The 11,962-nt window shown below is 76.0% G+C and carries 9 protein-coding genes and 1 riboswitch; all 9 genes read left to right on the forward strand.

Features of this window, described 5'->3' with window-relative positions; genetic code table 11:
• Positions 1 to 35 precede the first annotated feature (35 nt).
• The 9 genes from metK (at position 36) to ribH (ending at position 11,857) form a co-directional block, all read left to right on the forward strand.
• Positions 36 to 1,232 (forward strand): methionine adenosyltransferase, encoded by a 1,197-nt coding sequence (gene metK / locus AC5R91_RS27320; protein ID WP_495394150.1) that lies wholly within the window; start codon positions 36 to 38, stop codon positions 1,230 to 1,232.
• Between the two features lie 205 nt (positions 1,233 to 1,437).
• Complete coding sequence (locus AC5R91_RS27325; protein WP_495394151.1) at positions 1,438 to 4,287, forward strand: primosomal protein N'; 2,850 nt, start codon at positions 1,438 to 1,440, stop codon at positions 4,285 to 4,287.
• 241 nt (positions 4,288 to 4,528) lie between these two features.
• Positions 4,529 to 5,578, forward strand: a complete 1,050-nt coding sequence (gene fmt, locus AC5R91_RS27330; protein WP_495394152.1) for a methionyl-tRNA formyltransferase — start codon at positions 4,529 to 4,531, stop codon at positions 5,576 to 5,578.
• Positions 5,575 to 7,179 carry an RsmB/NOP family class I SAM-dependent RNA methyltransferase gene (locus AC5R91_RS27335; protein ID WP_495394153.1) on the forward strand — a complete coding sequence of 535 codons (1,605 nt, stop codon included), beginning with the start codon at positions 5,575 to 5,577 and terminating at the stop codon, positions 7,177 to 7,179. The genes fmt and AC5R91_RS27335 overlap by 4 nt, the downstream gene beginning before the upstream one ends.
• 285 nt (positions 7,180 to 7,464) lie before the next feature.
• Positions 7,465 to 8,175, forward strand: a complete 711-nt coding sequence (gene rpe / locus AC5R91_RS27340) for a ribulose-phosphate 3-epimerase (RefSeq protein ID WP_495394154.1) — start codon at positions 7,465 to 7,467, stop codon at positions 8,173 to 8,175.
• A 2-nt stretch (positions 8,176 to 8,177) separates the two neighbouring features.
• Positions 8,178 to 8,771 carry a cytidine/deoxycytidylate deaminase family protein gene (locus AC5R91_RS27345; protein WP_495398071.1) on the forward strand — a complete coding sequence of 198 codons (594 nt, stop codon included), beginning with the start codon at positions 8,178 to 8,180 and terminating at the stop codon, positions 8,769 to 8,771.
• A 116-nt stretch (positions 8,772 to 8,887) separates the two neighbouring features.
• Positions 8,888 to 9,017: riboswitch (FMN riboswitch) on the forward strand.
• 127 nt (positions 9,018 to 9,144) lie between these two features.
• On the forward strand, positions 9,145 to 9,900 hold the full coding sequence (locus AC5R91_RS27350) for a riboflavin synthase (RefSeq protein ID WP_495394155.1): 756 nt from the start codon (positions 9,145 to 9,147) through the stop codon (positions 9,898 to 9,900).
• Entirely contained in the window at positions 9,897 to 11,378 is a 1,482-nt protein-coding gene (locus tag AC5R91_RS27355) for a bifunctional 3,4-dihydroxy-2-butanone-4-phosphate synthase/GTP cyclohydrolase II (protein WP_495394156.1), read from the forward strand. The genes AC5R91_RS27350 and AC5R91_RS27355 overlap by 4 nt, the downstream gene beginning before the upstream one ends.
• A complete protein-coding gene (gene ribH / locus AC5R91_RS27360) occupies positions 11,375 to 11,857 on the forward strand; it encodes a 6,7-dimethyl-8-ribityllumazine synthase (protein WP_495394157.1) in 483 nt (160 codons plus the stop codon). Before AC5R91_RS27355 ends, ribH begins: the two co-directional genes overlap by 4 nt.
• The last annotated feature ends 105 nt before the right edge of the window (positions 11,858 to 11,962 follow it).

Consider the following 11,962-nt stretch of genomic DNA (forward strand, 5'->3'; position numbering starts at 1 on the left):
TCGGAATCAACCGGATCTCCCAGGGGGTTAGACCAGTGGCGACGCGCCTGTTCACGTCCGAGTCCGTCACCGAGGGACATCCGGACAAGATCGCTGACCAGATCAGCGACTCGATCCTCGACTCCATGATCAAGGACGACCCGAAGAGTCGGGTCGCGGTGGAGACGCTCATCACGACGGGCCAGGTCCACGTCGCGGGTGAGGTCACCACCAAGACCTACGTCGACATCGCCTCGGTCGTCCGCGAGCGCATCCTGGAGATCGGCTACGACTCGTCCAAGAAGGGTTTCGACGGCGCCTCCTGCGGGGTCAGCGTGTCCATCGGCGCGCAGTCCGCGGACATCGCCCAGGGCGTCGACACCGCCCACGAGACCCGCGTCGAGGGTTCCAGCGAGGACGAGCTCGACCGTCAGGGCGCCGGCGACCAGGGCCTGATGTTCGGCTTCGCCTGCGACCAGACCCCCGAGCTCATGCCGCTGCCGATCGCGCTGGCCCACCGCCTCGCCCGGCGGCTGTCTGCGGTCCGCAAGGACGGCCAGGTCGGCTACCTGCGCCCGGACGGCAAGACCCAGGTCACCATCGAGTACGCCGACGGCAAGCCCATCCGCCTCGACACGGTCGTCGTCTCCACCCAGCACGCCGCCGACATCGACCTCGACACGCTGCTCGCGCCCGACATCGCCGAGTACGTCGTCGAGCCGGAGCTGGCGCTGCTCGAGATCTCCACCGAGGGTCGCCGCCTGCTGGTCAACCCGACCGGCCGCTTCGAGATCGGCGGCCCGATGGGCGACGCCGGCCTGACCGGTCGCAAGATCATCGTCGACACCTACGGCGGCTACGCCCGCCACGGTGGCGGCGCCTTCTCCGGCAAGGACCCGTCCAAGGTCGACCGCTCGGCCGCCTACGCCATGCGCTGGGTCGCCAAGAACGTCGTCGCCGCCGGCCTCGCCAGCGCCTGCGAGGTGCAGGTCGCCTACGCCATCGGCAAGGCGCACCCGGTCGGTCTGTTCGTCGAGACCTTCGGCACCGGCACGGTCCCCGAGGAGCAGATCCAGGACGCCGTGACCCAGGTGTTCGACCTGCGCCCGGCCGCCATCATCCGCGACCTGGACCTGCTGCGCCCGGTCTACGCCCAGACCGCCGCCTACGGGCACTTCGGCCGCCCCGAGCTCGACTTCACCTGGGAGTCCACCTCGCGCGCCGAGGCGCTCCAGCGCGCCGTCAAGGGCTGACGCTCCGACCGCACTCCTGGCACGACCTGGGAAGCCGGGCCGGTCCGCACCGCCGGACCGGCCCGGCTTCCGCTTTCACGGCCGGTTCACGGCCGGCCGGCCGCCGGTGGGCGTGGATCGCTCGCCGCGAGCCGCTCGGCGCGGGCCCGCCCGGGATGGCTGCGGCCGGCTGGTCCTGTCGGAGGTACCTGGTACTAATGCCCTCATGACCAAGCAGCCCGCTACGATCCCCGGCCTCGGCCCGGGGCCGGCCGGGCCGCCGGTCGGGGCTGGCCGCCGCGGCCGCGCCACCCCCGCGGGCGGCGAGGCGGATCGGCCGGCGGCGGGTGGTCCGGGACCGGCTGCCCCGCCGCGCGAATCCGCCGGGCCGACGCCGCCGCGGCCGGGCCGGGGCCAGGCAGCGCGCGCCGGCTCGGGTGCGCGTGGGGGCCCGGGGCGGGCCCGCGGTCCCGGCACGCCGTCCCCGCCGGCCGCGGAGCTGCCCGTGGCCAGGGTCGCGGTCGATACCCCGCTGACGCACCTCGACCGCCTCTTCGACTACCTCGTCCCGGCCGATCTCGCCGCGACGGCCGTGCCCGGTTCCCGGGTCCGGGTCCGCTTCGCCGGCCGGCAGGTGGACGGTTTCGTCCTGGAACGTCGGGCCGCCTCGGAGCATCCCGGCCGGCTGGCCCCGCTGGAGCGGTCGGTCTCGCCGGAGCCCGTGCTGTCCGAGTCGATCGCCCGGCTCGCCCGCGCCGTCGCGGACCGCTACGCCGGCACGCTGGCCGACGTCCTTCGCCTCGCCGTGCCACCCCGCCACGGCCGCATCGAGGCCACCCCCGCCCCGCCGCGGAGCGCCACCGCGGCGCCCGAGGCCGCCCCCTCCCCGCCGGAGACGGACGCCTCCCGGCCGGTGCCCGCGGCCGGCACGTCCGAGAGCGCCTCCTTTCCGGAGGCTGCCGACGCGACCTCCGGGACCGTCTCCTCTCGGACGGACGCCGCCGCCACGGCGCCCGAGACCACCTCCTCCCGGCCGGAGAACGCCGCCGCGGCGCCCGAGACCGCCCAGTCGTCAGTCCCGATCCCGGTTCGGGTGGCCGATGGGGCTGCGCCGTCGGCGCCGGCGGGCAGCGCGACCGGCGGCGGGCGGCCGGAGGAATGGGCGCGCTATCCCGCCGGGCCGTCGATGCTCGCGGCGCTGGCCGCCGGCCGATCACCGCGCGCGGTGTGGTGGGCGCCGCCCGGCCCCGCGTGGCCGGCGATGATCGCGGCCGCAGTCGGCGCCACGGTGCGGTCGGGCCGTGGCGCGGTCGTCGTCGTCCCCGACCACCGCGACGTCGACCTGGTCGAGGCCGCGCTGGTCGAGGTCGTCGGGCGCGAGACCACCGTCGCCCTGCGGGCCGACCTCGGCCCGTCGCGCCGGTACCGCGCCTTCCTCGCGGCCAGCCGCGGGCAGGCGCGGGTCGTCGTGGGCACCCGTTCCGCGGTCTTCGCCCCCGTCGCCGACCTCGGCCTGCTGGTCGTGTGGGACGACGGGGACGAGCTGCACGCCGAGCCGCTGGCCCCCTACCCGCACACCCGCGACGTCGCCGTGCTGCGCGCCCGTCAGGATGGCTGCGCCCTGCTGATCGGCGGCTTCTGCCCGACGACGGAGGCCGAGGCGCTCGTCCGCGGCGGCTGGGCCCATCCGCTGGTGCTGCCACTGCCCGAGGTCCGGGCGCTCGCCCCCCGGGTCGAGGCGACCGGCTCGGACCACGAGTACGCCCGCGATCCGGCCGCCCGTGCCGCGCGGCTGCCGTCGCTCGCGGTCCGCACGGCCCGCCAGGCCCTGGCCGCCGGCGCCCCGGTGCTGGTCCAGGTTCCTCGGCGCGGGTACCAACCCTCACTGGCCTGCGCGGACTGCCGGCGTCCCGCCCGCTGCCGGCACTGCCAGGGTCCGCTGGGCCGCTCCTCCGGCGCCGGCCTGCTGTCCTGCCAGTGGTGCGGTCGCCCGGTGCCCGCCGCTCCTGGCGCGCTGGGAACCGCCACCGCGCCCGGGCCGGCGGCCTCCGAGCCCCGAGCCTCCGAGTCCGGAGTCCGCGAGTCCGGAGTCCGCGAGCCCGGCGCCCCGAGCCCCCGCCGCCCCGAGCCCCGGGCCGCCGCCCGGGGTGGCGCGGCCGGGGCGGCGGTCTGGCGATGTCCGTCGTGTTCGAGCGTGCGGCTGCGAGCCTCGGTGACGGGAGACCGGCGCACCGCCGAGGAGCTGGGTCGGGCCTTTCCCGACGTCCCGGTGCGGACCTCGGGTCGCGACGGCGTGCTCGCCGCCGTCCCGGCCGAGCCGGCGCTCGTCATCTCCACCCCCGGCGCGGAGCCGGTCGCGGTCGGTGGGTATGGCGCCGTGCTCCTGCTCGACGGCTGGGCCCTGCTCGGCCGCCCCGACCTGCGGGCCGCCGAGACGACCCTGCGGCGCTGGGCGGCGGCGGCGGCGCTGGCCCGCCCGGCGCCGCGCGGCGGGCGGGTCATCGTGTCCGCCGACGCCGGACTCCCGGTCGTGCAGGCCCTGATCCGCTGGGATCCCGCGACCTTCACCGCCCGGGAGGCCGACGAGCGCGCCGAACTCGGCTTCCCGCCGGCGACCCGGATGGCCACCGTGGAGGGCAGCGCCGCGGCTGTCGCCGAGCTGCTCGCGGTGACCCGTCTGCCCGAGGGCGCCGACCTGCTGGGCCCCGTGCCGCTGCCGCCCGCACCCCCCGCGCGGGCGGCGGCAGCCCCGGGCGGCCGAGCCCGGCGGCGTGGCGGCCGGCCCGACTCCGCGGCCGGGCCCGACCCCGGTCTCAGTGCCGGTCCCGGCCCTCCGAGGTCCGGCGCGCCCGGGCCGGTCGACGGCCCGGCGCCGGTCGACGGCCCAGGCGGTGGCAACGGGGGCGAGAGGGGCGGCGTGGGCGAGATGGGCGAGATCGAGCGGTTGCTCATCCGGGTGCCCCGCGAGCGCGGCGCGGCTCTCGCCACTGCCCTGCACGAGGCTCGCGGCGTCCTCGGCGCCCGCCGGAGCACCGCCGGCCTGCGCGTCCAACTCGACCCGCTTGTCATCGGCTGACCGCGCGCCCACCGCCGGCGGCCGGCCGCCACCGGGGGCTGCCGTCCGCCGCCGGGGACCGGCCGTCCGCCACAGCGGCGCCCGCCCGCGGTACGGTCGGGCAGCGGCAGGCCCGAGGACGCCGCCCGTGTCCCCGCCCTGGGTGCCGGCGGACGGTCCCCGGCTGGCCGGACAGCTCGGATTTTGCCCCCGTAGACGGCCGCGGCGTCCGCATGGCGTCGCGGCGGATCGGTGCTCGCGTATGCGTCTTGTTTTCGCCGGCACACCGGCGGTCGCCCTGCCCAGCCTGCGGGCATTGATCGACAGCCCGCGCCACGAGGTGGTCGCGGTCGTCACCCGGCCCGACCGGCCCGCCGGCCGAGGCCGGAAGATCAAACCGCCTCCTGTGCACCTGCTCGCCGACGAGGCCGGCATCCCGGTGCTCAGTCCGGAGCGGCCGCGTGACCCGGACTTCCTCGCGGCGCTCACCGACCTGGCGCCGGACTGCTGCCCGGTCGTCGCCTACGGCGCCCTGCTGCCCCGGGAGGCGTTGGCGATCCCCCGCCACGGCTGGGTGAACCTGCACTTCTCGCTGCTACCGGCCTATCGCGGCGCGGCCCCGGTGCAGCGCACTGTGCTCGCCGGCGACGATCTCACCGGCGCCAGCGTGTTCCAGATCGAACCGGCGATGGACTCCGGCCCGGTGTTCGGCGTCGTCACCGAGCGGGTCCGCCCCACCGACACCTCCGGTGACCTGCTCGACCGGCTCGCGGAGTCCGGGGCGCACCTGCTCGCCGCGGTCATGGACGGCATCGACGACGGGACCCTGCAGGCCGTGCCCCAGCCCGCCGAGGGGGTGTCGTTCGCGCCGAAGCTGACCTCCCAGGACGCGTTGATCGACTGGACCCTGCCGGCGGTCGTGGTGGACCGGCTGACCCGGGCGGCGGCACCCGCGCCCGGAGCCTGGACGGTGTTTCGGGACCGGCGGATCAAGATCGGTCCGGTGCGTGTCGGGGCGCAGGACGTGCCGGACGAGCTGGGGCCGGGCCGGCTGGCGGCGCTCGCCGACGGCGCCGTCGCCGTGGGCACCGGGACGGCGCCGGTGCTGCTCGGCGAGGTGCGGCCCGAGGGCCGCGGGCCGATGAGGGCCGCCGACTGGGCCCGAGGCGCGCGGCTGACCGACGAGGACGTCCTGCGTGCGCCGACAGAGCAGGTGTCGTCGACAGAGCAGGTGTCGTCGGCGGAGCAGGTGTCGTCGGCGGAGCAGGTGTCGTCGGCGGGGAGGCCGTCCGGCGGCGGGGGAGCCGCATGAGCCCGGCCGGCTCACCGGGCACCCGTGGTGCCCGCCCGCCTGCCGCCGTCGACCGGCCCCGCCTGCTGGCCTGGGAGGTGCTGCGCGCGGTCGACGAGCGTGGTTCGTATGCCAACCTGCTCCTGCCCTCGCTGCTCGCCGGCAGCGGGTTGCCGGCCCGCGATCGCGGCTTCGTCACCGAGCTCGCCTACGGCGCGCTGCGCGCCCAGGGCACCCTCGATGGGCTGCTCGACACGGCCACGAGTCGACCCGTGCACGACATCGACCCGCCGCTGCGGGACGCGCTGCGGCTCGGCGCCTATCAACTGCTGCGCACCCGAGTGCCCGCCCGCGCCGCGGTGGCCAGCACCGTGGACCTCGTCCGGGCGACCAGCGGCGAGCGTCCGGTCCGGTTCGCGAACGCGGTGCTGCGGCGGGTGGCCGCCCGGATCGCGGAGACGGGCGGGGACCTCGCCGTCCTGCTCGGCGCTCCCCGCTTCGAGACCGACCCGATCGGCCACCTCGCGGTGGTGACGACCCATCCGCGCTGGATCGTCGAGGTCGTCGCGGAGGCTCTCGGGGACGACCTCGAGGAGACCCGCGCCGCGCTCGTCGCCGACGACGCCCGGCCCGCGGTGCACCTGGTCGCCCGTCCCGGCCGCACCGACCGGGACCGCCTGCTCGCCGAGGCCGCCGGGGAGGGGCTCACCGCGGCACCCGGCCCCTACTCGCCGTATGCGGTGCGCCTCGACGGCGGCGATCCCGCGCGGCTGCCGGCGGTGGCGTCCGGGGCCGCCGCAGTACAGGACGAGGGCAGCCAACTCGTCGCGCTCGCCCTGGCCCGGACGGCCACGGTCGGCCGGGACCGTGGGCTGACCGTCGACCTGTGCGCGGGCCCCGGGGGCAAGGCTGCCCTGCTCGCCGGCCTGCTCACTGATCGCTCGGGTGGCGGGCCCGGGTTCTCGTCGAGTCTCGAGGCGCCGTCGGGTCTCGAGGCGCCGTCGGGTCTCGAGGCGCCGTCGGGTCTCGAGGCGCCGTCGGGTCTCGAGGCGCCGTCGGGTCTCGAGGCGCCGTCGGGTCTCGATGTGGCGCCGGGTCTCGAGGTGGCGTCGGGTCCCGGCGCGAGCCTGCTCGCGCTGGAGCCGCGGGCGACCCGGGCCGGGCTGGTGGCCCGGTCGCTGGCGGGGGAGCCGCGGGCCTGGGTGGTGCGCGCGGACGGGCGGGCGGCCCCGCTGCCGACGGGCAGCGCCGACCGGGTGCTCGTCGACGTCCCCTGCACCGGGCTCGGGGCGCTGCGGCGCCGCCCGGAGGCCCGCTGGCGGCGTGTCCCCGGCGACCTGGCCGCTCTCGTGCCGTTGCAGAGTGCCCTGCTCGTCGCCGCGCTGGACCTGGTCCGACCCGGCGGGGTGGTCGCGTACGCGACCTGCTCTCCGCATCCGGCGGAGACCGTCGAGGTGGTCCGCCGGGTGAGCGGCCAGCGGGTCGATGTCTCCGTGCTCGACGCGCGGCTCGGCCTGCCGGAGGTCGACGGGCTCGGATCCGGCCCGTTCGTCCAGCTCTGGCCGCACCAGCACGGCACGGACGCGATGTTCCTGGCGCTGCTGCGCCGTAACCCGGACTGAGCCCGCGCGGTGGGCAGGCGCCGGCCCCGCGACCGCCGGTCGCCTGCCCGGCGGGGGCCGGCGCGCGGCAGCGGTCCCGGGCGCGGAGGTCCCGAGCGGGAAGGCTCCCAGGGGGAGGCTCCCACCGCGGCGGTGTCGACCGCCGAGGTGTCGACCGCCGAGGTGTCGACCGCCGAGGTATCGACCGTGGAGGTGTCGATTGCGGAGGTGTGAAAGGGGAGGTGTCGACCGCGAAGGTGTCGAACGGGTCGGGATGTGCGCCGGTTCGGTCGATAGTCTCGCGGGGTGGCAACCGCACAGATCTATCCCAGCTTGCTCGCCGCGGACTTCGGCCGACTGGCCGACGCCGCCCTCGCGGTCGAGGGCAGGGCCGACTGGCTGCACGTCGACGTCATGGACTACCACTTCGTCCCGAACCTGGCGTTTTCCCCGGACGTGGTGACGGCGTTGCGGTCGACGACGCAAACGCCGCTCGACTGCCATCTCATGATCGAGAACCCGGACCGCTGGGCCGCCGACTACGCCGAGCGCGGCGCGGCGAACGTGACCATTCACGCCGAGGCCGTGTCCGACCTGCCGCGGACGACCGCGGCGATCCGGGCCGCCGGCGCCCGCACCGGCCTCGCCGTGAAGCCGAACACCCCGATTGAGCGCTACCTCGACGACCTGCACCGCTTCGACCTGCTGCTACTGATGACGATCGAGCCCGGTTTCGGGGGTCAGAAGTTCATGACCGAGGTGCTGCCGAAGATCGAGGCGGCTCGCCGCCTGATCGACGACCGTAACCTGGACCTGTGGCTGCAGATCGACGGCGGGGTCAACGAGGACACCGTCGAGCAGGCCGCGGCTGCCGGGGTCGACGTCTTCGTCGCCGGCACGGCGGTCTTCGGCGCCGACGATCCCGGCGAGGCCGTCGAGAAGCTGCGCGCCCAGGCGCTGCGGGTCGCCCCTCGGCTGACCCCGCCGGTCTCCCGTTCGGTCGGCGACCCGGCGTGACGATGCCCGGCTCGCCGACTCCCGGTGGCCCGCCCCCGGGACCCGGCGGGGACCGGTACTGGCTGGCCCGCGCGGTCGAGCTGGGGCGCCGCTGCCCGCCGTCGTCCACGGCGTTCTCGGTCGGCGCGCTGATCGTGGCGGCCGACGGGACCCTTTTGGCCGACGGCTACTCCCGGGCGGAGGAACCGCACGACCACGCCGAGGAGGTCGCGCTGCGTCGACTCGCCGCCCCCGCCGACGCTCCGGCCGCGGGCAGCGATCGGGCCGCGGGCAGCGATCGGGCTGCCGGTGTCGGTCGGGCTGCCGGTGTCGGTCGGGCTGCCGGTGTCGACCCCGGTGCCGGCGTCGAGCCGGCGGGGGCGACGGTGTACAGCTCGCTGGAGCCGTGCAGCGCCCGGGCGTCGCGGCCGCGGACCTGCACGGAGCTCATCCTCGCCGCCGGCATCGGCCGGGTGGTGTTCGCCTGGCGCGAGCCGTCGCTGTTCGTCGACTGCGACGGCGCCGAACGGTTGACCGCGGCCGGCGTCGAGGTGGTCGAGATCCCGGCACTCGCCGCGGACGTTCGCGCGGTCAACAGCCACCTCCCGCTCGGCTGAGGGCGGCGGGGCGCGCCCGACCTGGTGTTTGGCCGGCGGGCATGACCTCGGTCACGTCGCCGGGTGCGGCGTGTGGCCGCTTCGTATGTCAGACTTGGGGCAGTACAACCAGCAGCACGCGCGCTCCGGGGTCGGTGAAACTCCGAACCGGCGGTGATAGTCCGCGACCCGTCCGCAGGTACTGGGACGGTTGATCCGGTGGAATTCCGGGACCGACGGTCAAAGTCCGGATGGGAGGACGCGCGCGGGCCGAGTGCCCGTGGGTGGCCGTCGCCGTCCGCGGGCGCGCGTCGGCGTGCGCATGCCGACAGGTCCCGCGTGGGAACCCCCCGAAACCGGGGAGCGGTGCCCGGGACCGAAGGGCGCGAGTCGGATGTTCACCGGCATCGTTGAAGAGCTCGGCGTGGTGGCTGCGGTGGATGCGCGGCCGGAGTCGGCGGCGCTCACCATTGCCTGTCAGACCGTACTGGCGGACGCGACCCACGGCGCCTCGATCGCCGTCAACGGCGTGTGTCTCACGGTGACCACCTTCCAGCAGGCCGGCTCCGATTCGGCCGGCACTGATCTGGCTGCCGCGGATCTGGCTGCCGTCGATCCGGGCGGCGGCGTGCCGGCAGCCGGCGCCGGGCGCGCGGGTCCCGCCGGCACAATCGCGGCGTCCGCGACGTTTACGGCTGACGTGATGCGCGAAACCCTCGTGCGGTCCTCCCTCGGCGAGCTCGCCGTCGGTGATCCGGTGAACCTCGAACGGCCCGTCCGGCTGGCCGACCGCCTCGGCGGCCACCTCGTCCAGGGGCACGTCGACGGCGTCGGCGTCGTCGTCGACCGGCAGGCCGACGAGCACTGGGAGGTCGTCCGCATCGCTCTGCCCGCCGGCCTCGACCGCTACCTCGTGGAGAAGGGCTCGGTGACGGTCGACGGCGTCAGCCTGACCGTCGTCGAGGTCACCCCGGCCGGGGGCGACTCCCCGGCGACGTTCACGGTCAGCCTGATCCCCACCACCCTCGACCTGACCACGCTCGGTCGCCGCGCACCGGGTGCCCGGGTCAACATCGAGGTCGACGTGCTGGCCAAGTACGTCGAGAAGCTGCATGCCGGCCCCATCGACCCGAACGGACTGTCCCGATGACCACATCCGCGGCCGGCGCCTCCTCGACGGCCATCCCCACCCCGCCCGTCCCCGTGCTGCCCACGGCCGTTTCCGGGGCGTCCGCGACCGGCGCAGGTCCGGCGGCCGGCGACGTCGACGTCGACGTGACGTTCGCCTCCATCGAGGACGCCCTCGCCGAGATCGCGGCCGGCCGGCCGCTCGTCGTCGTCGACGACGCCGACCGGGAGAACGAGGGTGACCTGATCTTCGCTGCCGAGGCGGCCACCCCCGAGCTCGTCGCGTTCATGACGCGCTACACCTCCGGGGTGATCTGCGTGCCGATGGACGCCGTCGACACCGACCGGCTCGAGCTCGACCAGATGGTCCCGCACAACACCGAGCGGATGGGCACGGCGTTCACCATCACCGTCGACGCCCGTGAGGGCGTCTCCACCGGCATCTCCGCCGCGGACCGGGCCCGCACGATCCGGCTGCTCGCCGACCCCGACACGGTTCCGGGCGACCTGAGCCGGCCGGGGCACATCTTCCCGCTGCGGGCCAAGGACGGCGGCGTGCTGCGGCGGCCGGGCCACACCGAGGCGGCCGTCGACCTGGCCCGGCTCGCCGGGCTGCGCCCGGCCGGCACCATCTGCGAGATCGTCAACGACGACGGGACGATGGCGCGCCTGCCCGAGCTCGCCGCGTTCGCCCGCGAGCACGGCCTGCTGCTGATCTCGATCGCCGACCTCATCGCCTACCGTCGGCGGACGGAGAAGCAGGTGGTGCGGGTCGCCGAGGCGACGATCCCGACCAGTTACGGCACCTTCCGCGCCGTCGGCTTCCGCAACATCCTCGACGGGGTGGAGCACATCGCGCTGATCCGCGGCGAGCTGGGCGACGGCGAGGACGTCCTCGTGCGGGTGCACAGCGAGTGCCTCACCGGCGACGTGTTCGGCTCGCGGCGCTGCGACTGCGGCACCCAGCTCGACGCGGCCCTGCGGATGATCGCGGCCGAGGGGCGCGGGGTGGTCCTCTACGTGCGGGGACATGAGGGCCGCGGCATCGGCCTGATGCACAAGCTGCGGGCCTACCAGCTCCAGGACGCCGGCCACGACACCGTGGACGCCAACCTCGCGCTCGGCCTGCCCGCCGACGCCCGCGACTACGGCACCGGCGCGCAGATCCTCGTCGACCTCGGGGTGCGCGGCCTGCGACTGCTGTCGAACAACCCGACCAAGCGGGCCGGCCTGGAAGGCTACGGGCTGCGCATCGTGGAGCTCATCGGCATGCCGGTCACCCAGACCCCGGAGAACCTGCGGTACCTGACGACCAAGCGGGACCGGATGGGCCACGTCCTGCCCGGGCTGGCCCGCGCCGTCGGGGAGGACGAGCCGGCCGGCGGCCGCTGGGCGCCGAGCCCCGCACGGGTGCCCGCGACCTCCGGCTGCGCCGCCGTCCCGGGCGGCGCCGGCAGCTCCCCGGCCGGCGTGGATCTCTCCGACGGAGAGGGTCTGTGAGCGGCTCCGGCGCGCCGCAGGAGGTGCTCCCGCCGGTGGCCGGGCTGCGGCTGGCGATCGTCGCCACCCGCTGGCATGCCGAGATCACCGACGCGCTACTGGCCGGGGCGCTGCACGCGGCCAAGGACACCGGGCTCGCGACGGCGCCGACCGTCGTGCGGGTCTCCGGCGCGGTCGAGCTGCCCGTCGTCGCCGCGGCGCTGGCCCAGCGGCACGACGCGGTGGTCGCCCTCGGCGTGGTCATTCGTGGCGGCACTCCACACTTCGACTACGTCTGCCAGTTCGTCACCGCGGGGCTGGCTCGGGTCACCCTCGACGCCCGGGTCCCCGTCGGCTTCGGCGTGCTCACCTGCGACACGGTCGACCAGGCCCGCGACCGGGCCGGGCTACCCGGCTCCAGTGAGGACAAGGGCCGGGAGGCGACGCTGGCCGCCCTCGACACCGCGGCGGTGCTGCGCGAACTGGCCCTTGCCGGCTGACCGCATCGACTTCAGCCTCCCGACCGGCGTTGCCGGCCGCCGTCCGGCCACCGTCCCCGCGGGGGGCGGTGGCCGTCCGCATCTTCATGTCGCACGGACGGTACG

Source organism: Frankia sp. BMG5.60 (assembly GCF_059428125.1).